This window comes from Phenylobacterium sp., from assembly GCF_031984885.1.
Taxonomy (GTDB): domain Bacteria; phylum Pseudomonadota; class Alphaproteobacteria; order Caulobacterales; family Caulobacteraceae; genus Phenylobacterium.
Genome location: NZ_DAMABV010000004.1, coordinates 306,743 through 330,100, shown reverse-complemented (window position 1 = coordinate 330,100; position 23,358 = coordinate 306,743). Strand labels below are relative to the sequence as shown.

Annotated in this window: 19 protein-coding genes; 7 read left to right on the top strand and 12 right to left on the bottom strand. The window is 70.3% G+C overall.

Translation table 11 applies throughout. From position 1 onward, the window contains the following. The first annotated feature begins 99 nt into the window (after positions 1-99). From RTL41_RS09080 to RTL41_RS09070, 3 genes are all read left to right on the top strand, one after another. Positions 100-1,131, top strand: coding sequence for a lysine-2,3-aminomutase-like protein (locus tag RTL41_RS09080; protein WP_312163498.1), 1,032 nt, complete (start codon positions 100-102; stop codon positions 1,129-1,131). Between the two features lie 120 nt (positions 1,132-1,251). Then, a complete protein-coding gene (locus RTL41_RS09075; protein ID WP_312163495.1) occupies positions 1,252-1,995 on the top strand; it encodes a hypothetical protein in 744 nt (247 codons plus the stop codon). Positions 1,996-2,126: 131 nt separating this feature from the next. Continuing rightward, the gene (locus RTL41_RS09070; RefSeq protein WP_312163493.1) at positions 2,127-2,606 is read left to right on the top strand and encodes a hypothetical protein; all 480 of its coding nucleotides are present in this window, start codon (positions 2,127-2,129) and stop codon (positions 2,604-2,606) included. Here the strand turns inward: RTL41_RS09070 and RTL41_RS09065 are convergent. Together RTL41_RS09065 and RTL41_RS09060 are read right to left on the bottom strand one after the other, a co-directional pair. Next, positions 2,603-3,673: a hypothetical protein gene (locus RTL41_RS09065; protein ID WP_312163491.1), complete on the bottom strand. Its 1,071-nt coding sequence runs from the start codon at positions 3,671-3,673 to the stop codon at positions 2,603-2,605. The two genes, RTL41_RS09070 and RTL41_RS09065, sit on opposite strands and share 4 nt — an antisense overlap. Before the next feature lie 84 nt (positions 3,674-3,757). Further along, a complete protein-coding gene (locus RTL41_RS09060; protein ID WP_312163488.1) occupies positions 3,758-4,624 on the bottom strand; it encodes a helix-turn-helix domain-containing protein in 867 nt (288 codons plus the stop codon). Positions 4,625-4,805: 181 nt separating this feature from the next. Here RTL41_RS09060 and RTL41_RS09055 point away from each other — a divergent pair, with 181 nt between their 5' ends. Further along, positions 4,806-7,793 (top strand): DUF748 domain-containing protein, encoded by a 2,988-nt coding sequence (locus RTL41_RS09055; RefSeq protein WP_312163486.1) that lies wholly within the window; start codon positions 4,806-4,808, stop codon positions 7,791-7,793. A 6-nt stretch (positions 7,794-7,799) separates the two neighbouring features. On the opposite strand, the gene RTL41_RS09050 is transcribed toward RTL41_RS09055, so the two are convergent. The 7 genes from RTL41_RS09050 to RTL41_RS09020 all read right to left on the bottom strand — a co-directional run bounded on the left by RTL41_RS09050 (position 7,800) and on the right by RTL41_RS09020 (position 14,856). Next, positions 7,800-8,123, bottom strand: a complete 324-nt coding sequence (locus RTL41_RS09050; RefSeq protein WP_312163484.1) for an EamA family transporter — start codon at positions 8,121-8,123, stop codon at positions 7,800-7,802. 45 nt (positions 8,124-8,168) lie between these two features. Continuing rightward, entirely contained in the window at positions 8,169-9,221 is a 1,053-nt protein-coding gene (locus RTL41_RS09045) for a glycosyltransferase family 2 protein (protein ID WP_312163482.1), read from the bottom strand. Continuing rightward, entirely contained in the window at positions 9,218-9,826 is a 609-nt protein-coding gene (locus RTL41_RS09040) for a hypothetical protein (protein ID WP_312163479.1), read from the bottom strand. Before RTL41_RS09040 ends, RTL41_RS09045 begins: the two co-directional genes overlap by 4 nt. Then, on the bottom strand, positions 9,823-11,535 hold the full coding sequence (locus RTL41_RS09035) for a hypothetical protein (RefSeq protein ID WP_312163477.1): 1,713 nt from the start codon (positions 11,533-11,535) through the stop codon (positions 9,823-9,825). The genes RTL41_RS09040 and RTL41_RS09035 overlap by 4 nt, the downstream gene beginning before the upstream one ends. 65 nt (positions 11,536-11,600) lie before the next feature. Continuing rightward, positions 11,601-13,223 carry an NAD(P)/FAD-dependent oxidoreductase gene (locus RTL41_RS09030; RefSeq protein WP_312163475.1) on the bottom strand — a complete coding sequence of 541 codons (1,623 nt, stop codon included), beginning with the start codon at positions 13,221-13,223 and terminating at the stop codon, positions 11,601-11,603. A 410-nt stretch (positions 13,224-13,633) separates the two neighbouring features. Continuing rightward, entirely contained in the window at positions 13,634-14,419 is a 786-nt protein-coding gene (locus RTL41_RS09025; protein ID WP_312163472.1) for an SDR family oxidoreductase, read from the bottom strand. Continuing rightward, positions 14,416-14,856 (bottom strand): VOC family protein, encoded by a 441-nt coding sequence (locus tag RTL41_RS09020; RefSeq protein WP_312163470.1) that lies wholly within the window; start codon positions 14,854-14,856, stop codon positions 14,416-14,418. Before RTL41_RS09020 ends, RTL41_RS09025 begins: the two co-directional genes overlap by 4 nt. Positions 14,857-15,109: 253 nt before the next feature. On the opposite strand from RTL41_RS09020, the gene RTL41_RS09015 reads away from it, so the two are divergent. Beyond that, on the top strand, positions 15,110-16,177 hold the full coding sequence (locus RTL41_RS09015) for an efflux RND transporter periplasmic adaptor subunit (RefSeq protein ID WP_312163467.1): 1,068 nt from the start codon (positions 15,110-15,112) through the stop codon (positions 16,175-16,177). 33 nt (positions 16,178-16,210) lie between these two features. After that, positions 16,211-19,447, top strand: coding sequence for an efflux RND transporter permease subunit (locus RTL41_RS09010; RefSeq protein ID WP_312163465.1), 3,237 nt, complete (start codon positions 16,211-16,213; stop codon positions 19,445-19,447). Positions 19,448-19,518: 71 nt separating this feature from the next. Here the strand turns inward: RTL41_RS09010 and RTL41_RS09005 are convergent, their stop codons facing one another. From RTL41_RS09005 to RTL41_RS08995, 3 genes are read right to left on the bottom strand one after another with little or no spacing between them, the layout of a single operon-like run. After that, on the bottom strand, positions 19,519-19,809 hold the full coding sequence (locus RTL41_RS09005) for a hypothetical protein (protein WP_312163463.1): 291 nt from the start codon (positions 19,807-19,809) through the stop codon (positions 19,519-19,521). A 55-nt stretch (positions 19,810-19,864) separates the two neighbouring features. Further along, positions 19,865-21,694, bottom strand: coding sequence for an ABC transporter ATP-binding protein/permease (locus RTL41_RS09000; protein ID WP_312163460.1), 1,830 nt, complete (start codon positions 21,692-21,694; stop codon positions 19,865-19,867). Between the two features lie 19 nt (positions 21,695-21,713). Continuing rightward, a complete protein-coding gene (locus tag RTL41_RS08995) occupies positions 21,714-22,475 on the bottom strand; it encodes a hypothetical protein (RefSeq protein WP_312163458.1) in 762 nt (253 codons plus the stop codon). A 111-nt stretch (positions 22,476-22,586) separates the two neighbouring features. On the opposite strand from RTL41_RS08995, the gene RTL41_RS08990 reads away from it, so the two are divergent. Beyond that, positions 22,587-23,189: a TIGR00730 family Rossman fold protein gene (locus tag RTL41_RS08990; protein WP_312163455.1), complete on the top strand. Its 603-nt coding sequence runs from the start codon at positions 22,587-22,589 to the stop codon at positions 23,187-23,189. The last annotated feature ends 169 nt before the right edge of the window (positions 23,190-23,358 follow it).

The window sequence follows — 23,358 nt, the reverse complement described above, 5'->3', positions numbered from 1 at the left end:
AATCCTTGAATCAAGCGTCGCCCCAATCAGCAAGCCTTATGAGTACAGACCCTAGGCCGCATTTGCCCCCCAGCCCCGCATGGGCCATATGCGCGCGGGATGAGCACGCTTCGCAAACCGAGCGACCTGGTCGCCGCCGGGCTGGCGCCGCTGGAGCGGCTGCCGGAGCTCGAGCGCGTGGCCGCGCGCTATGCGCTGGCCATCACCCCGGACATGGCCGAGCTCATCGACCCGAACGATCCGGCCGACCCCATCGCCCGCCAACTCATGCCGGACACGGCGGAGCTGGAGGTGCTGGCCGAGGAGAACCCCGATCCGGTCGGCGACTTCGCCTTCAGCCCGGTCGAGGGGATCGTCCACCGCTATCCCGACCGCGTGCTGCTCAAGCCCACCCACACCTGCGCGGTCTATTGCCGGTTCTGCTTCCGGCGCGAGATGGTCGGGCCCGAGGGCCTGTCGAACCTGACGCCGGCGCAGCTCGACGCCGCCTTCGCCTACATCGCCGGCCGGCCGGAGGTCTGGGAGGTCATCGTCACCGGCGGCGACCCGTTCGTGCTTTCGCCCCGGCGGCTGGCCGACATCTCGGCCCGGCTGGCGGCCATCGAGCACGTGAAGGTGGTCCGCTATCACAGCCGCGTGCCGGTGGTGGACCCGGCCGCGGTGAGCGACGAGCTGGTCGCGGCCATCAGGTGCGAGGGCAAGGCGGTCTATGTCGCCCTGCACGCCAACCATCCGCGCGAGCTGACCCCCGCCGCCCGCGCCGCCTGCGCCAGGATCATCGACGCGGGCCTGCCGATGCTGAGCCAGAGCGTGCTGCTGAAGGGCGTCAACGACGACGCCGAGACCCTGGGCGCGCTGATGCGCGGCTTCGTCGAGACCCGGATCAAGCCGTACTACCTGCACCAGGGCGACCTGGCGCCGGGCACCGCCCACCTGCGCACCAGCATCGCCGAAGGCCGGGCGCTGATGCGGGCCATGCGCGGCCGCTTCTCGGGCCTCTGCCAGCCGACCTACGTGCTCGACATCCCAGACGGCCACGGCAAGGTCCCGGTCGGCCCCGACTATGTCGGCGAGGCGAGCGTCGAGGACCCGAACGGGGTGATCCACGCCTATCCGCCGAAGGCGACCTGAGGCGCAATCGCACGGCCCCATAGGCGACTGATACTCAGCCAGAACGCGTAGCCGAGCCGCCTCCCCCCTTGCAAGTTGACCAAACTTCGAAGCAACCTTGCTTCGCAAGAGGGGGAAAGCATGAATAAGCCGACAGTTCTCGCTGGCGTTGCTGGTTTGATCGCCGCGTTGAGCGGAGTTGTGGCCGTCCTTCAGTACCTCAAGGTCGATCCTGAGATGTTCGGCCTGAAGTCGAAGTCAGAAGAGGTGATCACCGCGGGACCAGCGCCCATCCCCGCGCCGAGCATCACGATAGACCCGCCAAGCATCGCGCGGGAAGAGCCGGTCGCCCCCTCGCAAATCGCATCATCGGATGCTTCCGCCAGCCAGACCGCTCCGGTCGCGCCGCCCTCGCGGCTCTCGATCGAACTTCTCGGCGCAGATCTCGCCGGGTACGACGGCAGCTCCTATCGCGCGACGATAAGGCTGAAGCTGACGAACCAGACTTCAAACGAACTGAAGGCGATCTGGCTCGCCCCCAACCACCTGATCAGTTTCACCGCCGAGGGCGGGGCGAGCTTCCTCGGGCCGAACCAAAGCCTCCGGGCCCTGCAGCCCACCGGCTTGAACTTCTGCCGATCCGACAAGGGCATGGCGTGCTGGGACCGCGCGCCTGCGGACTTCACGACCCTCGCTCCCGGGGACACGGTGAGCGCGGTGGTGACCGTGCTCCACCGCATGCCGCGCGCGCAGCGCCAGCAGATGGCGAAGGAAATTCCAGGCGTCTTCGGCGCGAAAATCTATGTCGTCGACACCGTCACGGGGCGTCAGGACACCCAGGACCTGTCGCAGGAGATCACCTTGCAGAACCCGAACAGCCTTTAGCGCCGGGAAGGTCGGCGCTGCTGAAGAACGGCCGAAGGTCTATGCCTTCGCGCGGGCCTGACGGGGCGATTGAGCCGGCGCGGGTCTTGGACTAGCCTCCCCTGGTCCGGTGCTGGACGGGGGACGCGCACGTGCCTTCGAGACGCTCCATCGCGACGGCCATCGTCCTGGGCGGGATCGTCGCTGCGACCCTGGACCTCGGCGCGGCCATGCTGATCAGCGGCGCCAGCCTGCCCTCGATCCTGCAGTTCATCTCCAGCGGCCTGCTGGGCCAGGCGGCGTTCAGCGGCGGAACCGCGACGGTGCTGCTGGGCGCGGCGCTGCAGGAGGCGATGGGCTTGATCATCGCCATGGTGTTCGTGCTGGCCAGCCTCGCCCTGCCCTGGCTGCGGCGCCGGTGGGCGGCGGCGGGCCTGGCCTATGGCGTGGTGATCTACGGGGTCATGAACTACGTCGTCATGCCGCTCTCGGGCGTCGGACGGGTCCCGAAGTTCAGCATCGAGGGGCTGGTGAAGAACGGGCTGGCCATGCTCGCCTTCGGGCTGATCGTCGCCTGGTTCGCGCAGCGGCATGTGCGCGACGCCGAGCCGGAACCGCAGCCCCGCGACTAGAGGTCCTGCTTGAGGCGAGCGATCATCAGGTCGCCGACCTGCTCGATGGCGGCGGAGACGTCGCGGCTCCAGGCCTGCGGATCGACGGTGACCTCGTAGGTGCGGGTCCTGCTGGCGCCCACCCCGGCCAGGACGCCGATGGCCGAGCCCACGGCGTCGTTCAGCTTGCTGGCGTTGGTGGTGGTGTCGGCGGCCGAGACCACCGAGTCCGGCATGACGACGGGCGAGGTCAGGGCGTAGCGGAGTCGATGACCCAGGTCCATCGGCGTCGATCTGGCCTTGGGCGTGATCACCCACATCTGGGTGTCGACCGGCAGCAGGGCGACATTGGCCTTGCTGGTCACCCTGGCGGTCGGCGGACGCATGCCGAGCACGCCGCGGCCGCGCGCCTGGATCTCGGCGAAATCGACGACCATCCGCACGCCCATGACCCCGGCCCCGAGCTCGTTCATGGCCATCTCCTCGGGGACCTGAGACCCGGTGGTGGTCATGGTGTCGCCGAAGGCCTTGGCGCGGCCGTCATTGGGCGTGAAGTAGAACTTCATGCCGGGCGGCGAGTAGAAGGCGCTGCGGTTCTCCTTGCCGCGGGCATAGGGCGCGGGCTTGGCCATGTTCATCAGCCGGACCAGTCCGGGGCTGCGGGCCAGGGCCTCGTCCAGCGCAATCACCGTGACGCCGGCCGCCGCCAGATCGGCGACGAAGTGGGCGTAGAAGGCGTCGGTGATCGCCTGCATCTCCTCCGGCCCAGGGCCATTGAGGCTGTAGCTCACCTTGGCCTGGGAGAGGCTCTGGCCGGTCGAGACGGCGCCCGAATGGGTGACGAACTCGACCTGGAAGGACGGGATCACCACCTGGCGCAGGCCGCGGGCGGCCTCGCGTTCGTTCTGCCAGATCATCGAGGCGCCGAGCTTGGAGAGGTCGTCGCCGGCGGCGAACTCCAGCGGCTCGCTGACGGGCGCGGTCTTCGGGCCCAGATTGATCAGCGGCTTGGCGGCCCGCGCGCCTTCAGTCGGCATGAAGGCGAGCACCAGGGCCGCCAGGCAGATTCCACGATGCGTCTTGTTCACGATCCAGCCCCCCATGCGCCGCGCCGGCGCCGTGCCCCTGGTTACGCCGCGCAAACCGGGGCGCATTGGACAAATCGGACATGATCAGGCGCGCGCGCCGTGCAGCCCCTGCAACGAGGCCCCCAGCGCGCTCATCCGGGCGCGGGCCGCCGGGCCGAGCAGCGGATGCGGCAGGGCGAAATAGGCGCTGGGCGACATGCCCATGAAGCGGTGGAAATCGCGGACGAAGTGCGACTGGTCATAGTAGCGCTGGTCGATCAGCCCGGCCCACCCCTCGCTCGGGTGAACGCGCAGCGCCTCGAGCGTGCGCAGGAAGCGCTGCCGCTGGAGCAGCAGCTTGGGGGCGAAGCCGAACATCCGCTGCGACAGCCGCGAGAGATGGCGCGAGGACATGCCCAGCCGCGCAGCCAGGTCCTCGACCGACCCCGTCTCCGGATCGATCAGCAGATCATGGGCCCGGAGCAGCGTCGCGTCGAAATCGCCCTTCGACGCGGCTAGGCCGGTGAAAGCCTGGTCAAGGATGGCGACCTGCGCCGCATCGCCCGCAGCCTCGCCCAGGCGCTCATGCAGGCCCTGGGCCAGCGGCCCCAGAAATTCGGACAGCTCCACGACCTGGTCGGCGCAATCGGCGGCCGAGGCGCGCAGGAACCGGGCCCAGCCGAGCGGAAGCAAGCCGACGCCGAGCACGACGCCGGCCTCCCCGCGCACCACGCCGGTGGTGCTGGAAGGACCGAACAACGCGGCCTTGGGAGCCGGGTCATAGGTGCGGCCGGCCAGCCGCATCGACCAGTGGCCGCTGAGGGTGAAGCGAATGTTCGCCCACTCCGGGTGCAGCAGGTCCTCGACCGCCTGACCCGGCGGGACGTCGACGTAGTAGTAGGCGGTGATGTAGCGCCGCAGACCCGGCGCCGGGGCATGGAAGCGGACAGACGGACCTGCGGCGGCCTGCAAGTTCGATGCTCCCCCCAATCCCCGCCACGATCATTTCCGCAAACGGCGGCCGAGGCTAGCCCCCGCCGGCGCATCTCCTGCGGCCGAGAAGCTTTGCCGCGCCGCGATGGCCAACCCCGGGCAATGAGCTATCGTTCGCGGCGCGGCGCCGAGTCTGCGGCGAGGGCGAAACGGGGCTGGCATGACGTCTTCGGCTGATCATCCGGACGCCAAGAGTCCGCCCCCCAAGCGACGCGGCGGCCCGCTGCGGCTGGCCGCGTGGACGCTGGGCGGCGCGGCGGCGCTGGTCGGGGCCTATGGGGCCCTGGGCTTCTGGGTCGCGCCGAAGGTGATCCGATCGCAGGTCGTCAAGGTGATCGCCGAGAAGTACGACCGCGCCGCGACCCTCGGCGAGGTGCGGTTCAACCCCTTCACCTTCAAGCTGGAGGCCAGCGACTTCAGCCTGCCCGACGCCGACCGCAAGCCGATGATCGGCTTCGGGAAGCTGGCCGTGGACTTTTCGATCGCCTCGATCTGGCGCGGCGGGCTGGCGTTCAACGAGATCCGGCTCGATGCGCCCAGCGCCCGGCTGGTGCGGCGCGCCGACGGCCGGCTGAACATCCAGGACCTGATCCCGCCCAAGGACAAGGACGAGCCGCCGCGCAAGATCATGATCGACCACCTGGAGGTACGCGGCGGCCGCGCCGAGGTGGTCGACCTGGCGCGCAAGGCGCCGTTCGCCAAGACCTTCGCGCCGATCGGCTTCACCCTGAAGGACTTCAGCACGGTCAAGGACGGGGCGGCCTATGTGCTGGACGCCCTGTCCGAGCGCGGCGAGGGCCTGGCCTGGCGCGGCACGCTGGGCCTCAGCCCCCTGGCCTCGCGCGGGAGCTTCGCCCTGAGCAGGGTGCAGGTGCAGCCGTTGTCGGAGCTGGCCGGCGACGCCGTGCCGTTCGAGGTGACGGGCGGCGAGCTCGGTCTTTCCGGCAGCTATCGCCTGGCGCTCAAGGGCGAGACGCTGGACCTGGGCGTCGAGGTCGGCGAGGCCAGGCTGACCGGGGTCGGACTGCGCGCCGCCGGGGCCGACGCCGACTGGATCACCCTGCCCGCGGTGACCGCCGCCAAGATCGCGGTGGACGTGCCCCGCCAGAGCGTCAGCGTCGGCTCCATCGAGGCGAGCGAGCCGACGGTGAGGGCCTGGACCGAGCAGAACGGCGGCGTCAACCTGATGCGCTATGCGCCGGCCAGGCCCGCCGCCGGAGCCCAAGCCGGCGCGCCGGCCCCCGCCTGGAAGGTCGCCCTGCCCGAGTTGCGGGTGCGCGGCGGCAGGATCGACTTCGAGGAGCGCTCCACCGGCAAGCCGGTGCGCGTGGTCGCCTCGCCCCTGGACGTGACGGTCAAGGGCCTGGCGCTGCCCATCGCCGCGCCCGTGCAGGTGGAGGCGGCGAGCGGCGTGGACGGCGGCGGCCGGCTGGCGGCCGCCGGGACCGTCACCCTGGACAAGGTCTCGGCGGTGCTGGACGTGGACGCAGCTCACCTGGACCTGGTCCGGCTGCAGCCCTACATCGACGGCGCGGCGGCGCTGAAGCTCCGCTCGGGCAAGGCCTCGGCCAAGGGGCGGGTCACCTACGCCGCGGACGGCGCGGCGAAGTTCGAGGGCATGGCGCAGGTCGACGACCTGCACACCGTCGACAGCGCGCTGGAACAGGACTTCGTCAACTGGCGCAGCCTGCGCCTGGACGGGCTGAGCGCCCGGACGCAGCCGCTGGCCGTGAAGATCGGCGAGGTGACCGCGCGCGAGCCCTACGCCAAGATCGTGATCGGGCCGAACTATGTGATGAACACCACCGCGGTGCTCGATCCCAAGGCCGCGGCCGAACAGGCCGCCGCGGCCGCGCCCCCGCCGCCGAGCGCCAGGCCCAAGGTCTCGCTGCTCGCCAGGAAGCCCAAGACGGAGGCGCCCCCTCCGCCCCCGCCGCCGGCGAGGACCGAGCCGTTGCCGGTCGAGATCGCGCTGGTGAAGGTCGTGAACGGGCGGATGGATTTCGCCGACATGTCGATCACCCCGCACTTCGCCGCCGGGGTCGAGAGCCTGGACGGGACCATCAAGGGGCTGTCGGGCCGCCAGGACGCCCGCGCCGAGGTCGACCTGAACGGCGAGGTGGACCGCTTCTCGCCGGTGAAGATCAGCGGCCAGGTGAACTATTTCGCGGTGCGCAGCTTCACCGACGTGGGGATGAGTTTCCAGAACCTGGAGATGACCACCTTCACCCCCTATTCCGGCAAGTTCGCGGGCTATCGGATCAACAAGGGCAAGCTGACGGTCGACCTGAAGTACCACATCGACGACCGCAAGCTGGACGCCAACCACCGGGTGGTGATCAACCAGTTGGAGCTGGGCGAGAAGGTCGACAGCGCCGATGCGACCAAGCTGCCGGTCAAGCTGATCGTGGCGCTGCTGAAGGACCGCCACGGGGTGATCGACCTGCCGATCCCGATCAGCGGCACGCTGGACGATCCGAAGTTCAGGGTCTGGCCGGTGATCTGGAAGGTGGTCGGCAACCTGTTCAGCAAGATCGCCACCTCGCCCTTCGCCCTGCTGGGCGCGCTGGGCGGCGGCGGCGAGGAGCTGCAGTTCATCGACTTTGCGCCCGGCGCCGCGGGCCTGGACGAGGCCAGCGGCCAGAAGCTCGCCCAACTGGGCAAGGCGCTGGTCGAGCGGCCGGCGCTGAACCTGGAGATCCCGATGGCGGTGGACCCCGCCGCCGACAAGGCCGCGCTGGCGCAGGCCCGGCTGGACGCGCAACTGACCGCGGCGGCGACCGCGCGGCTGGGCAGGAAGGCCGACGCCGCGGCCGCGCAGGGCGCCCTGGCCGACCCGCAGACCCGGCGGGCGATCCTGGAGGAACTCTACCGCAAGCAGTTCGGCGCCAAGCCGGAGCTCCCCAAGGCCGAGGGCGACAAGGACCAGGCGCCGGGCGCCCAGATCGCCTGGCTGGAGGACAGGCTGCGCAGCCAGGCCGCGGTGTCCGACGAGGACCTGCGACAACTGGGCAAGGCCCGCGCCGAGGCGGTCCAGGCCGCGCTGCTGGACGACGGCCAGGTCAACGCCGCGCGGGTGTTCATCACCGCCCAGTCGGTCGCCGACGCCACCGACGGGCCGGTGCGGATGACGCTGTCTTTGAACTGAACGGCGTCAGGCCGGGCTCTGGCTGACGACCACCAGGAAGCCCGCCAGGATCAGGGCGTAGCCGAGAGCCATCTGCCAGGTGAAGGCTTCCTTGAAGATCAGCCAGGCGGCGATGGGCACCAGGGCGGACCCGACCAGGGAAAAGATGTAGGCGCTGGACAGCGGCACCCTGGTCAAGACGTAGAACCAGAAGAGCGCGGTCACCGCATACCAGGCGAAGGCGCCCATCAGCGGCCAGTTCTGGACGGCCCGCAGGACGAAGGGGCCTTCAAGCCTGGCGTGATAGATCGACGCCCACTTGAACATCACCTGGCCGACAGGAAGGGCCACGGCGAAAACCGAGCACAGGACTGCGTCCTTCCAGTGCATATGCCCCTATTCTCCGGCGATGCGCTCCAAGGTGCGCAGGTAGGGATGGATGGGCCGAGTCGGGACATTGACGACATCGAAGTTCATCGACTGCAGCAGAAGCTGCACCCCGATGATCACCGGCAGCGCCGCGGCCATGACCACCCCCGCCGAGGCCGTCTGGCCAGGGTCGCGCACCGCCAGCCAGTGCAACGCATAGGCTGAACCGAAGGCCAGCAAGGCGGCGCCGGACAGCAATTCCAGCGTCGCCACATGGAAGTCGCGGACGAAATACTGGCCGAAGACCCGGCGGACGAAGTTGTGCAGGTGCCGGAGCACGAAGGGACCGATGATCCCTCCAATCCGCAGGTTCGAAACCTCGTCGCCGTACCGGGCCGGCATCGGCACGTCGCGCACCACGGCCCGCAGGGCGCCCAGATGGTAGAGCATGTCGGTCTCGAAGAAATACCGGCGGGCGATGCGCTTTTCGATCACCAGCCTGGCGACGCTGGCCTCGATGGCGGTGAAGCCGTTGGTGGGATCGAAGACGTTCCAATAGCCCGTGGAGACCTTCGCGGCGAACGACAGCGCCGCGTTGCCGAACACCCGCAGCCCAGGCATGGACGCCAGATGACTGAGCGAGGTGAAGCGGTTGCCCTTCGTGTAGTCGGCCTCGCCAAGCAGAATCGGGGCGACAAGGTGCGGAAGGAACTTCAGGTCCATCTGATCATCGCCGTCGACCTTGACCAGGATCCGGCCGCCGCGCCGCGCGGCCTCGGCGTAGCCGGCCAGCACCGCCCCGCCCACGCCCTGGTTCTCGGGCAGCCGCACGATGACGACACGGGGATCTTGGGCCTGGGCCTCGAGAAAGTCGGCGGTGCCCTGCGGACAGGCGTCGTCCACGCAGACGATGCCTTCGATCCAGGCCGGCGCGCCGGCGATCACCTGCCCGATGTGGTCGCGGACCTTGTAGCAGGGGATGACCAGCCACACTCCCGCCGCCCGCAGGCCGGTTTCGTGCGGGCCGGACAGATGCGCCGAAAGACGCCGGTCGTAAGGGATCTGGGTCGGGGTCGTCATCGGTTCGGCTCCCCGATCAAGGCGACCTGGTGGACGACGACCTCGCCCCCGGCCCCCGCATCGAGGTCGACACGGACTTGCTCGATGATCGACCTGGTCCAGTCGCGGCCGCCGACACGCGGGTTGCTGAGATCGTAGACCAGCAAGGCCGTGCGTCCCGCCATCGGCGGCGGGCCATTCGCCGGATAGGTCATGAACTGCGGCGATTCCCCATGCCGCCTGGTCGAATAGTAGAGGGCGCCGTCCCAGGCGTCGGTCGGCCTGGTGCGGGTCAACCTGACGACCACGAGAGGCGCGTCCTTGCCCGCGACGTCGAGCCCGGCCGGGGTGCGAAGAACCGGGTCGGGCGCGGTGGCGGCAACGACCAGGCCCTGCCCGGCTTCGATGCGCTGGTCGGCGTTGGCCGCTTCGAACCCGGCCGCCCCGCGTCGAAAGTCCCAGGACTTGACGACGTGCGCCGGCTGACCGGCGAGCAGTATGCGGCCGCCGGCGTCGTCCCAGGTGATCAGCGGGGCCCATGGACTGGTCGGCTCGGGGGGATCGGGCTTGTCGCAGGCGCCGAGCGCCAGCGACGCCAGCAGGGCGGCGGAGAGGAACCTGTTCATTGGGCCGGCGCCTCCCTGGCGTAGATCGTCAGTTCGCGCCCTTCGAAGACCGTGCGCCACCCCTCCCCGATGGGATGGGGGCCGATCACGACGGCGCTGTTGAATCCGGCGAGCGCGTCTTCGGCGATCGGCCCGGGCGAGGCCAGGCGAATGATGGCCCGCCCCCGGAGCCTGAGATAGGCCACGTGCCCCTCGTTGAGGCCGTCGACGAAGACCACGGCCGGCGCGGCGCGCTCCACGGCCAGAGCGTCGGCGACGTGGAGCTCGTGCTCGATCGCCCGCCAGCGCTGGGCGATCTCGCCGACCCAGGCGTCGTCCGCGCGGGTGGACAACAGGCCCAGGACGACGAAGTAGGCCGGCCATGCCGCACGGACCGAGACGCCCGCCAGGGTGGCCAGGGCGACCGCCGCCGTGGCCAGGACGGCGATCAGGCGCGAACCGCCGAGGTCGCCGAACGGGAACGCGACGACGTCTGGGGCGGCGAAGGCCGTGACCGCGGTTCCATCCCACGGGAAGAGACGCACGCCGAGGGCGAACACGCCGAGCAGCGCGCCCAGGCCGGCGATGACGCCGGCCGCCGCCAGCAGGCGCCCCCGCGTCGTGGCCAGGCGCTCCCAGACGGCCAGCGGCCGCGCGGCGAGCAGCCAGAGCATCGGCGTGTAGAACTCGAAATATCGCCCCCAGAGGCGCCTGGTCTCGGCCTCGATCCCGGCCATCCGGAAGGCGAAGATCGTGACCATGGCGAGCGTCCCGGCCAGGCACAGGGCCACGAACAGCAAGGCCAGGCCGCCAGCCGAGAGGACGCCGGGCCCTTCGCGCCGGTCGCGAAGCCATCCGGCGACGGCCGCGACCAGCGGCACGGAAAGCAGGACGGCGCAAAGCCCGCCCATGCTGGCCGCCGAAAGGGCCGCCATGGCCGGCGCCCTGGCGACCGCTTCCTGGCCCAGATGCTGGGCGTAGGCCGAACCGCGGAAGAAGGTCATGGCCTGTTCGAGCGAGCGCCCGGCCGCCAGCTCGATCCCGGCGCCGACCGCCATGAAGGCCGCGGCGAACAGCGCCAGCCGGGCGAGGACGGGCGGTATCGGCCCACGGCCGACCACCGCCTGCACCAGGCACAGGGCCACGAAGGCCGGCACGACCACCACCCCGTGCGGCTTGACCAGGACCAGCGCCGCCGCCAGGCCCCCGACCAGGGCCGCGCCCAGCAGCGGCCGGGTGGCGTAGACCCGGTAGACGACGAAGGCGACCAGGCAGAGCAGGCCGGCATAGACCCCGTCCGGCATGGCCGCGAAGGCGAAGCGGTAATAGGGGAACAGCGCCGCGATCAGCAGGAAGCCGGCGGCGAGCTTGCGCCCGCACTCGCGGGCCGCGACGAGGTAGAGCAGCGCCAGGCCGCCGAAGTAGCTGAGCGCCCCGATCAGCCGCATCCAGGGGATGACGTTCAGCGACAAAGCGTCGACCAGCCGGACGATGGCGAAATAGAGCGTATTGGCCACCGGCTGCACGCTCGGATAGACTTGCGGCGCCCAGGCGCGCTCGCGCGCATAGAGGGCGTTGATGAGATAGGCGCCCTCATCGCCCGCATAGAGCGGCAACTCGGCGAACAGCCGGTTCACATAGAACAGCAGGACGCCCGCGCCGACGCAGAGCACCACGCCCGATCCGGCCGCCTGGCTCCATCGCCGGAGCCGCCCGCTTGTCTCAACCACGCCCCGCAACCCGCTCGCCCCAGAATCCCTGCAACGAGCTATAGTTGCCGAGTGCGGTATTTTCACTACGTATCGTGGCGAACGATGCTCCGCGCCACCGCCTCGGCGACCTTGATGCCGTCGATAGAGGCCGAAAGGATGCCGCCGGCGTAGCCCGCGCCCTCGCCGGCCGGGTAGAGGCCGGCGGTGTTGAGGCTCTGGAAATCCTGGCCGCGGGTGATGCGGACCGGGGACGAGGTGCGGGTCTCGACACCGGTGAGGACGGCGTCGGCGGCGTCGAAGCCGGGGATCTGGCGGGCGAAGACCGGCAGGGCCTCGCGGATCGCCTCGATGGCGTAGTCCGGCAGGCAGGTGGAAAGATCGGTCGGGGTGACGCCGGGGCGATAGGACGGGACCACCTCGCCGAGGCTGGTCGAGGGCTGGCCGGCCAGGAAGTCGCCGACCCGCTGGCCCGGCGCGGCGTAGGTCCGGCCGCCGGCGACGAAGGCCTGGGCTTCCCAGTGGCGCTGGAGGGCGATGCCGGCCAGCGGGTGGCCCGGATAGTCCTGGTCAGGGGTGATGCCGACGACGATGCCGGCGTTGGCGTTGCGCTCGTTGCGGGAATATTGGCTCATGCCGTTGGTGACGACGCGGCCCGGCTCGGAGGCGGCGGCGACCACCGTGCCGCCCGGGCACATGCAGAAGCTGTAGACGGTGCGGCCGTTGGCGCAGTGGTGCGAGAGGCTGTAGGCGGCCGCGCCCAGGTCCTTGTGCCCGGCGGAGGTCCCGAAGCGGGCGCGGTCGATCCAGGATTGCGGATGCTCGATGCGGAAGCCGAGCGAGAAGGGCTTGGCCTCGATGTGGACGCCGCGGTCGTAGAGGGCGTGGAAGGTGTCGCGGGCGCTGTGGCCGAGGGCCAGGACCACGTGGTCGGCCTCGATATAGCCGCCGTCCTGCAGGTGCAGGCCGCGCAGGCGGCGCTGGCCGCCCTCCTCCACGATGTCGAAATCCTCGACCTTGTGCTGGAAGCGGTATTCGCCGCCCAGGGCCTCGACCTTTTCGCGCATGGCCTCGACCATGGTCACCAGGCGGAAGGTGCCGACGTGGGGGTGGGCCTCGGTCAGGATCTCGGGCGGGGCGCCGGCGGCGACGAACTCGGTCAGCACCTTGCGGCTGAGGAAGCGCGGGTCCTTGATCTGGCTGTAGAGCTTGCCGTCGGAAAAGGTGCCGGCCCCGCCCTCCCCGAACTGGACGTTGGATTCGGGGTGCAGCTTGCCGCGCCGCCAGAGGTCCCAGGTGTCCTTGGTGCGCTCGCGCACGACCTTGCCGCGGTCGAGGATGATCGGCCGGAACCCCATCTCGGCCAGGATCAGCCCCGCGAACAGGCCGCAGGGGCCGGCGCCGATCACCACCGGGCGGCGGGCGAGGTCGGCGGGGGCCTGGGCGACGGGGCGATAGGCCATGTCCGGCGTCGGCTGGACGTTGCGGTCGCCGGCGTGGCGGGCCAGGACCGCGGCCTCGTCCTTCACCGCGACGTCGACCGTGTAGACCATCAGGATCGCCGACTTGCGGCGCGCGTCGTTGGCGCGGCGGAAGACGGTGAACTCGATGAGGTCGGCGGCCGGCACGTCCAGCCTGGAGAGGACGGCGGCGCGCAGCGCCTCCTCCGGATGGTCGAGGGGCAGCTTGATTTCGGTCAGTCGCAGCATCGGGGGCTTGTAGCCTTCCCGCCCCGTCATGGGGAAGGTGGATCGGCGCGGGGCGGCGCCGTCACGGCCCACGCTCTGCGATCGTCATCCCCGGCCGCGCAGGCGCCCATACGCGCCGGGGGTCTTCGGCGAGGTTCGGCGTCTATGGATGGCCGGGACCTGGCGGCCCGGCCATGACGAGCCTAGGGGAGAAATTCATACGCGATACCCCTGCTTGCGGGGCGGGCCCCTTTCCTCCCCTGCGAAGCGGGGGAGGAAAAATAAGGCGACCTCCATATGCGGTCGGCCTGCATACGATCGCCCTCCCCTTTATGGGGATCGGCGCGCGCCTGCCCCCTCAAGGCGGCGCTCCATCCCGACAACCTGGCGTAGATGGGTCCCGGACAAGTCCTGCGGGCGACACGTCCTGGTCAGTCCGCCACCGGCACCGTGTAGTTCAGCGCCAGGCGCCCGCCGTCGGGATAGATGGTCTGGCCGGTGATGTAGGAGGCGTCGTCGCTGGCCAGGAAGACGGCGACCTTGCCGATCTCGTCGGTTTCGCCGAAGCGGCCGAGCGGCGTGCGCTGGAGCACGCGGCGGCGGGCGGCGTCGTTCTCCATCACGCCCTGCAGCATGTCGGTGACGATGGTGCCCGGCCCGATGGCGTTGACCCGCACGCCGTGCGGCGCCAGGCCCAGGGCCATGGCCTTGGTCAACTGGCCGATCCCGCCCTTGGAGGCGACGTAGGCGATCTGGTTGGGGATCGCCAGCACGGCGTTGATCGAGGACATGTTGATGATCGAGCCCTTGATCTTCGCATCGACCATGTGCCGCGCCACCGTCTGGCCGACGATGAACGGCGCGCGCAGGTTCACGGCCATGACCCGGTCGAAGTCGGCGAGCTCGGCGTCGAGGATGTCGCCCGGCGCCAGCAGGCCGGCGTTGTTGACCAGCACGTCGATGCGGCCGAGCAGCGCTGCGGCGCGGATCACCGCCCGGCGGGCCGCATCGGCGTCGGCCAGGTCGCAGGCGAGCGCATGGACCTTGCGGCCGCTGGCCTCGGCGAGCGCCGTCGCCGCGGCCTCGACCCGCTCTGCATCGAGGTCCAGCAGGACGAGGTCGCAGCCCTCGGCCGCGAAGGCGCGGGCGCAGCCCAGGCCGATGCCGCCGGCCGCGCCGGTGATGAGCGCCGTGCGCCCGGCCAGCCGGCCGCTCACCACGCGCCCGTGTTCGGCATCGAGGCCCAGGGTTCGGCCGGTTCCTTGCGCGGCCCGGCCTGGAGCAGTTCGATAGAGATGCCGTCCGGCGAGCGCACGAAGGCCATGTGGCCGTCGCGCGGCGGGCGGTTGATGGTCACCCCGCCGTCGGCCAGGCGCCGGCAGACCGCGTAGATGTCGTCGACCGCATAGGCCAGGTGGCCGAAGTTGCGGCCGCCCTGATAGTCCTCCGGGTCCCAGTTGTAGGTCAGCTCGACCATCGGGGCCTTGCTGGCCAGGGCGGCCTCGCGGTCGCCCGGCGCGCAGAGGAAGACCAGGGTGAAGCGGCCGCCCGGGTTCTCGGTGCGGGAGACCTCGACCAGGCCAAGCTTGTCGCAATAGAAGTCCAGCGAGGCGTCCAGGTCGGCGACCCTGACCATGGTGTGCAGGTATTTCACGGCGGCGTACTTTCCTTGCGGGTGGCGGATATTAGCGCGGACGCGGCGTTAAAGAACAAGCAAGGCCATGCCGCAATCCTGCGGCGCCGGGGGCACATTATCCCGCTCTTTGCGCAACCTGTCCGCGATTTCATTTGCAGTCGCAGAACGGTGGCATCAGAAGACACAACAACCTAGTTTTTGCGGCCCGGGCGTACGACTGCGATTCAATAAGCGGTCGCGACTTCGTTGCTGCCCGGGGGGAAGCGGCTGAATGCGAGTTAAATCCCAGTACCTGTTCGTCATTGCGGTCGTCGTCGTCCTGGTCCTGGCGTTCACGATCGGCACTATCATGAGCCGCGGGGGCAAGTCCGGCCACGCCGAAGCCAAGACCGCCGGCGACGGCGCCCTGCCCACCGTCCAGGCCGTGCTGACCCCCGAGACGCCGCGCGAATACGCAGTGGTGATCCGTGGACGCACCGAGGCCGCCCGCAGCGTGATCGTGCGCTCGGAGACCGCCGGCGTCGTGGCCGCCACCCCGGCGACCGAAGGCGCGTTCGTCCGCAAGGGGACGGTCCTGTGCCGCCTGAACGTCGACGCCCGCCAGGCGACGCTCGACCAGGCCCGCGCCAACCTGCGCTCGCGGCAGTTGCAACAGAAGGCCTCCGCCGACCTGGCGGCCAAGGGCTATCGCTCGCAGACCCAGGTGCTGCAGGACCAGGCCAACCTGGACTCGGCCGCCGCCACCGTCCGCCAGGCCGAGCTGGGCGTCGAGCAGATGAGCATCCGCGCCCCGTTCGACGGCGTATTCGACCGGCGCGACGCCGAGATCGGCAGCTATCTTTCGCCCGGCCAGCCCTGCGGCACGATGATCGAGCTGAACCCGCTGCTGATCGTCGGCGACCTGCCCGAGACCGAGGCCTCGAAGGTCAAGGTCGGGGCGCCGGCCAGCGCCCAGCTCACCTCGGGCGAGACGCTGTCGGGCAAGGTCCGCTACGCCGCCCGCGAGGCCGACGCCCAGACCCGCACCTATCGGGTGGAGATCACCTCGGCCAACCCGCAGATGACCCGCTCGGGCCTGTCGGCGGCGGTGCGCATCGGGGCCGGCGCGGGCCCGGCCCACATGGTGCCGCTGTCGGCGCTGGTGCTGGACGCCGGCGGCCGCCAGGGCGTGCGCTACGTCCTGGCCGACGACAAGGTCGCCTTCTCTCCGGTGAAGGTGCTGGAAGAGACTCCCCAGGGCGTCTGGGTGACCGGCCTGAAGGGCCCGGTCCGCTTGATCACCGTCGGCCAGTCGTATGTGGCCGAGGGACAGAAGGTTCGAGTGGTCGCGGCGCGCTAGGCGCGCGCCCGCCCTCAACAGGAGACGAGGCGTATGATCGGACCTCTGATCGACGGCGCGATCAAGCGGCGCAAGGTGGTGCTGGCCGTCACCCTGATCGCCAGCCTGTTCGGCTTTTTCGCGTACCTGTCGATGCCGCGGGAATCCAACCCGAACATCGACTTCCCGTTCATCTCGGTGGTCGTCCCCTATCCCGGCGTCAGCCCCGAGGACGCCGAGCGGCTGCTCGTGCGGCCGATCGAGACCGAGCTGCAGACCATCGAGGGCATCAAGGAGATGAACGCCGTCGCCCGCCAGGGCATGGCGATCGTCAACCTGGAGTTCGAGGCGGACTTCAACAAGGACAAGGCCCTGGCCGAGGTGCGCGCCAAGGTCGACCTGGCGCGCGGCAAGTTCCCGCCGGACGCCGAGGAGCCGATCATCGAGGAGGCCAACTTCTCGGGCGAGCCGATCATCGGCATCGTGCTGTCGGGCGCGGCCCCGGAGCGGACCCTGTTCCAGATCTCCCGCAGCCTGCAGGACCGGCTGGAAAGCGCGCCCGGCGTGCTGGAGGTCTATCTGAACGGCGGCCGCGAGGAGCTGCTGGAGGTCACCATCGACCCCGTGCGGATGGAGGCGGCCAACGTCACCACCGGCGAACTGGCCCAGGTGATCGCCCGCAACAACCAGCTCGTCCCGGCCGGCAACCTGGAGTCCGGGGCCGGCAAGTTCGCGGTCAAGGTGCCCGGCGTGGTCGAGGAGCCGGCCGACATCCTGGCCCTGCCGATCAAGCGCAACGGCGATCGGCTGATCACCGTCGGCGACATCGGCGACGTGCGCCGGACCTTCAAGGAAGCGACCTACATCACCCGCTTCAACGGCCAGCCGGCCTTCTCGGTGGACGTGGCCAAGCGCTCGGGGGCCAACATCCTCGACACCGTCAAGGAGGTCCGCAAGGTCGTGGCCGAGGAGCAGAAGCGCTGGCCCGAGACGGTCAAGGTCTCCTACATCTTCGACGAGAGCGACTTCATCGGCCGCACCCTGGTGGTGCTGGAGAGCGGCCTGCTGATCGCCACCATCCTGGTCATGCTGATCATCGTGGCGACGCTGGGCATCCGCCAGGGGCTGATGGTCGGCGCGGCGATCCCGGCCTGCTTCATGCTGGCCTTCCTGATGCTCAACGCCATGGGCGTGACCCTGAACCAGATGGTCATGTTCGGGCTGGTGCTGGCGGTCGGCATCCTGGTCGACGGCGGCATCGTGGTGGTCGAGTACGCCGACCGCAAGATGGCCGAGGGCATGTCGAAGGAAGAGGCCTTCGCCGCCGCCGGCACGCGCATGTTCTGGCCGGTGCTGAACGGCACCCTGACCACGCTCTGCGCCTTCCTGCCGTTCCTGTTCTGGAACTCGATCCCCGGCAAGTTCATGAGCTTCCTGCCCATGACGCTGTTCTACGTGCTGGGCGCGTCGATCTTCATCGCCCTGATCTTCACCCCGGCCCTGGGCTCGATCTTCGGGCGCAAGGCGGCGGTGGACGAGGCGCACCTGGCCGAGATCGAGAAGTCCGAGCGGGGCGACCCGCGCGAGATGACCGGCTTCATGGGCTGGTACGCCCGCACGCTCGACACCCTGGGCAGGCACCCGACCACGACCATGTTCGCGACCCTGGCGATCATCGTGCTGGTGGTGATGGCCTTCATCTTCGAGAACAAGCCGACCGAGTTCTTCCTGCGGCAGGACCCGGAATATGTCAGCGTCTACGTCAAGGCGCGGGGCAACCTCTCGCCCCAGGCGCAGGACCAACTGGTGCGCCAGGTGGAGAGCCGGCTGACCGGGCTGAAGGGCGTCAACTCGATCTTCGTGCGCTCGGGCACCGGCAGCCCGGGCGGGGGCCCCAACGCCCCGCCCAACGACACCATCGGGCGGCTGAGCCTGGACTTCGTGGACTATGAGGACCGGCTGGAGCTGGGCCTGGTCGGCAAGGACATCGCCAACGAGGTCCGCAAGCGGGTCAGGGGCATCCCCGGCATCGAGGTCGAGGTCCGCGAACCCCAGGGCGGCCCGCCGACCGGCAAGGACGTGCAGGTCGAGCTGCGCAGCCAGGACCCGGCGGCGCTGAACAAGGCCGCCGACATCGTGAAGGCCAAGCTGGCCAGCGACCGCCAGCTCCACGAGCTGGAGGACAACCGCACCTCGCCCGGCATCGAGTGGAACATGACCGTCGACCGCGAGGCGGCCGGCCGCTACGGCGTCGACGTGCTGACCGTCGGCCAGGCGATCCAGTTCGTGACCGGCGGCGTGCTGGTCGGGCGCTTCCGCCCCGACGACGCCGACGACGAGCTGGACATCCGCGTCCGCTTCCCGCCCGAGAGCCGCAACGTGGCGGCGTTCGACACGCTGAAGATCCCGACCCAGTTCGGCCCGGTGCCGGCCGGCTACTTCATCGAGCTGTCGCCGGCCCAGCAGGTGACGACGATCCAGCGCCGCGACGGCCAGCGGCTGGTGGTCGTCCAGGCCAACACCGTCGAGGGCGTCGCCGCCAGCCACAAGATCGCCCAGTTGAGGCCCTGGCTGGAGAAGGCCGACCTCGACCCCGCCGTGCGCTGGAAGTTCACCGGCGCCGACGAGGAAGGCCAGGAGGCGGCGAAGTTCTTCGTCACCGCCATGGCCGTGTCGCTGTTCCTGATGGCGGTGATCCTGCTCTGGCAGTTCAACTCGTACTACGGGGTGCTGGTGACGCTGTCGGCGGTGGCGCTGTCGACGGTCGGGGTGCTGCTGGGCGTGGTGATCAATGTGCACCACACCTTCGACTACATCTCGGTGATCATGCTGGGGACCGGGGTCGTGGCCCTGGCCGGGGTGGTGGTCGGGCACAACATCGTGCTGGTCGACACCTACTATCAGTTGCGCCGCGCGGGCTTCCCGGCCGACGAGGCGGCGGTGCGGGCGGCGACCCAGCGGTTCCGGCCGGTGATGCTGACCACCCTGGTCACCGTGGTGGGCCTGCTGCCGCTGATGTTCCAACTGCACCCGAATTTCCGCGCCCTGCACCTGGAGTACAAGGCGCCCGGTTCCGAATGGTGGGTGCAGCTATCGGGCGCGGTGGTCTGGGGCCTGTCCTTCGCCACGCTGCTGACCCTGATCCTGACGCCGGTCATGCTGGCCGCGCCCAAGGTCTATTCGGAGCGGTTCGAGCGCCTGCGCAAGCAGAGCGGCGGCGGCCGGCGCTCGGCCGCCCATCCCCTCGGCCCGATCAGCGATAGCCGCGACGTGCCCAAGGCCGCGGAATAGCGGAGGCGCCTTGGCGCGCCATCCTCGGCGGATGAAGCTGGGTCCCCGCATTCGCCGGGAGGAGCGGTATTCTAGGCTTCGCGGGCCAGGCGGCGGCGGTTGGCGCGGACCTTGCGGCGGTAAAGCGCCACCGCCTTGGTCGGTCCGGCGTGTGGCGAGCCGCTGATCGCGCCGAGGGTCAGTTCGGTATGGGCGGCCATGGCGGCGGCGACCTTCTCGGTGACCATGCGCTGGGCCTCGGCGGCGGCCCCGGTCCCGCCCCCGGCCAGCTTCATCATGCGCAGCGCCACGACCTGGCTGGCCTCCGCGCCGAGCCAGAAGGTGTCGACGGAGAGCTTGAGCCAGGGATTGGGATTGAACATCGGCATGCGCCTTAAAAACTGAAGATTCGACCCTAGCGCTTCCGCAGGCCCCGCGTCACGCTTCACGCGTCTGACGCCGCCAAAGCGCCGCATACTCGCCGCCCTTTTCCAGCAGTTCGGCATGACGCCCCTGCTCGACGATGCGGCCGCGGCGCAGGACCAGGATCAGGTCGGCGTCGACGATGGTCGACAGGCGGTGGGCGATGACCAGGGTCGTGCGCCCGGCCCGGACCTTGCGCAGGGTGTCCTGGATCGCGGCCTCGGTGGGGCCGTCGAGGGCGCTGGTGGCTTCGTCGAGGATCAGCAGCCGCGGGTCGGCCAGCAGGGCGCGGGCGATGCCGACGCGCTGGCGCTCGCCGCCGGAGAGCTTCAGGCCGCGCTCGCCGACCAGGGTGGCGAGGCCATCGGGCAGGCTGTCGATGAAGCCGCCCAGCTCGGCCGCCTCGGCGGCGGCGCGGATGTCGGCCACGCTGGCGCCGGGACGGGCGAAGGCGATGTTGGCGGCCATGGTGTCGTTGAACAGGGCCACGTCCTGGGGCACCAGCGCCACCGCCTGGCGCAGGGAGGCCTGCCTGACCTGGCGCAGGTCCATGCCATCGAGGGTGATGCGGCCGCTCTGCGGGTCGATCAGGCGCAGGGCCAGGCGGATGGCGGTGGTCTTGCCCGCCCCCGAGGGGCCGACCAGGGCGACGGTCGCGCCGGGCGCGGCCCGGAAGCTGACGTCGATCAGCCCGGTCGAGCGGGCGTCGTGGCGGAAATCGACGTCCTGGAAGACGATCTCGGCGCCGCGGCCGCTGGCCGGCGGCAGGGGCCGGGCGTCCGGCGCATCGACGATGTCGGGCTTCACCGCGCGGAGCTGGACCATCTGCTCCATGTCGATGAAGGCCTGGCGGATCTCGCGATAGTTGAAGCCGAGCATGTTGAGCGGGCCGTAGATGCCGATCAGCAGCAGGATCGCCATGGTGACGTCGCCGATGCGCATGCGGCCGTTCATCACCTCGTAGCCGGCCATGACGGTCATCAGGGCCAGGCCGAGGTTCAGCACCAGGGCCTGGATGGCGTTGAGCATGGCCAGCGAGGCGTTGGCGCGCACCCCGGCGCGGACATAGTCGGCCATCGCCTCTTCATAGCGATCGACCGTGCGATCCTCCGACCCGAAGGTCTTGACCGTCTCGTAGTTCAGCAGGGCGTCGACCGAGAGCCCGGCCGTGCGGCTGTCGGCCTCGTTCAGCTCGCGCCGGTGGCTTAGGCGCCAGTCGGTGATCTTGAAGGTCAGCGTCGCGTAGAGGACGATGGTGACGAAGGCCGTCGCCGCGAAACGCCAGTCCAGGCGCGTGGCCATGACCGCCATGGCCAGGACCAGCTCGATCGCGGTGGGGCCCAGGTTGAACACCACGCTGCGCATCAGGAAGTCGGTGGAGCGCGCGCCGCGGTCGATGACCCGCGCCAGGCTGCCGGTCTGCTTGCCCTGGTGGTAGTCGAGCCCCAGCGCCAGGGTGTGGGCGAAGGTCTCGGTCGCCGCCTTGGCCATGGTCGACTGGGCGACCACGGTGAAGATCATGTCGCGCAGGTTGGGGGCGCAGGCCGCGACCAGCCGCAGCCCCGCGAAGGCCAGGGCCAACATCAGGAAGTCGAAGCCCACGGCCGCGACCTGGCCGGCGCCGGGCGCCAGATGGTTGATCGCCTCGCCCAGGGCCACGGGGGCGGCGACGCCGGCGGCCTTGCCGGCGAACACCAGGGCCAGGGAGGCGGCCAGCCGCCAGCTCAGGCCCGGCGCGCCCGAGCGCATGACCAGTTGGGCCAGGTCGCCCATCGAGCGCCAGAAGTCGACTTTCACCGAGGCCGGCGCGATCGCGCCGGGGGTCGCCTGGCGGCGCGCGGCCATTGCAGGGGTCAAGTCGCGCTCACTTCAGGAGGATGGTCGACTGGACGCCGCCGCCGGGCGTCATCCAGTCGACCCGCAGGCCCGCGGCCACGGCCGAGGCGCGGAACGGGCCGGAGGAGAGGGCGGCGGCCGGCGTCGCCTGCACCATCACCGGGTTCTCGGTCGCATCGCCGAACACGTCGATCTGGCGCGCGCCCGGCTCCAGCGGCTGGGTCATGGCCAGGACGTAGCGGCCCGTGGCGTCGGCGCGGCCCTCGGCCAGCTTGCGGCCGTCGACATGGACACTGAGCGCCGCGCCGGCCGGGGCGCGGCCGGAGACCACGGCGCCGCCCTCGCGGTCGAAGTCCACGGCGTCGATGTCGTTCTTGCCGGCGCGGCCGACGCGCAGGGCGCCGGAGCCGGCCCGCAGCAGCGCGGCCTCGCCATCGGGGGTCAGCAGCAGATAGCCCTCGCTCTGGACCGTGCGCGCGCCGCTGGCGGCCGAGAGGCCGAAGATCTGCGGCTGGGTCCCGCGCGGCGCGTCCAGGCGCCATGCGCCCTTGGAATCGACGTCCGCGAACAGGGCCTGGCCCTCGGGGGTGGCCAGGCGCACGCGCGCGCCGGCCGGCGCCTCGCCGCTGAGGCGCAGGGTCTCGCCGTCGAGCCGGGCCGCGGTGACGCGCGGCGGCGCCAGGTAGCCGGCGTCGGGCTGGCCGCCGACCGCCTTGGCCGGGGCCGCGGCGGGGGCGCCCCCCTCCCCGCACGCGGCGAGGCCGAGCACGAACGGCAGGGCGGCGAGCAACTTGGCGCGGCGTAGGGTCAGCTTGAAACTCCCAGGTTCTCGGCCTAGCTAATCGGTCTTTCCCGGCGCCTTCGCAAGCGCGCCGCGTTGATTCTCCAGGAGCCTCATCAAATGGGCGACGCGCCCGACCGCCTCGATTCCGTCTGCGTCTTCTGCGGCTCGTCCGACGCGGCCGATCCCGCCCTGCTGGCCGGCGCCGCCGACCTGGGCCGGGCCCTGGCCGCGGCCGACCTGACGATGATCTATGGCGGCGGCGGGGTCGGGCTGATGGGCGCCTGCGCGATCGCCGCGCACGAGGCCGGCGGCAAGGTGCTGGGCGTCATCCCGCACTTCCTGAAGGAGCGCGAACGGCGACTGGACGTGGTCGAGACGGTGGTCGTGGAGTCCATGCACGAGCGCAAGATGATGATGTTCGAGCGCTCGGACGGCTTCGTGGTGCTGCCCGGCGGCATCGGCACGCTGGAAGAGGTGGTCGAGCTGCTGTCCTGGCGGCGTCTGGATCTGCATGGCAAGCCGGTGGTGTTCTACAATCCAGATGGCTTCTGGGAGCCGCTGTTCAAGCTGTTCCAGCACACGGTCGACCAGCACCTGACCCCGCCCAGCTTCATGATGAGCTGGAGCTCGGTGGACACGATCGAGGAGATCGTCCCGGCCCTGCGCCGCGGCATGCCGATCGGACCGGACGCCGCGCCGGACGTGGCCGAGCTGACCTGACGGGCGGCCCTCCGCACCTGATGTCATCCCGGTTGGCGCAGCAAGACCGGGACCCATTCGCGCCTTGACGACAGGATGAGGCGCGGCCGAGCCGGGGCTTGCGGAGATCTGGTGTTCATGGGTCCCGGTCTTCGGCCTGCGGCCGAAACCGGGATGACACGCGGGAGCG

Excerpts from the sequence above, each read along its gene's own strand:
- RTL41_RS09080 (WP_312163498.1), top strand. The coding sequence starts at position 100 with ATGAGCACGCTTCGCAAACCGAGCGACCTGGTCGCCGCCGGGCTGGCG.
- RTL41_RS09055 (WP_312163486.1), top strand. The coding sequence starts at position 4,806 with ATGACGTCTTCGGCTGATCATCCGGACGCCAAGAGTCCGCCCCCCAAG.
- RTL41_RS08990 (WP_312163455.1), top strand. The coding sequence starts at position 22,587 with ATGGGCGACGCGCCCGACCGCCTCGATTCCGTCTGCGTCTTCTGCGGC.
- RTL41_RS09015 (WP_312163467.1), top strand. The coding sequence starts at position 15,110 with ATGCGAGTTAAATCCCAGTACCTGTTCGTCATTGCGGTCGTCGTCGTC.
- RTL41_RS09030 (WP_312163475.1), bottom strand. The coding sequence starts at position 13,223 with ATGCTGCGACTGACCGAAATCAAGCTGCCCCTCGACCATCCGGAGGAG.
- RTL41_RS09045 (WP_312163482.1), bottom strand. The coding sequence starts at position 9,221 with ATGACGACCCCGACCCAGATCCCTTACGACCGGCGTCTTTCGGCGCAT.
- RTL41_RS09010 (WP_312163465.1), top strand. The coding sequence starts at position 16,211 with ATGATCGGACCTCTGATCGACGGCGCGATCAAGCGGCGCAAGGTGGTG.
- RTL41_RS09005 (WP_312163463.1), bottom strand. The coding sequence starts at position 19,809 with ATGTTCAATCCCAATCCCTGGCTCAAGCTCTCCGTCGACACCTTCTGG.
- RTL41_RS09000 (WP_312163460.1), bottom strand. The coding sequence starts at position 21,694 with ATGGCCGCGCGCCGCCAGGCGACCCCCGGCGCGATCGCGCCGGCCTCG.
- RTL41_RS09040 (WP_312163479.1), bottom strand. The coding sequence starts at position 9,826 with ATGAACAGGTTCCTCTCCGCCGCCCTGCTGGCGTCGCTGGCGCTCGGC.
- RTL41_RS09075 (WP_312163495.1), top strand. The coding sequence starts at position 1,252 with ATGAATAAGCCGACAGTTCTCGCTGGCGTTGCTGGTTTGATCGCCGCG.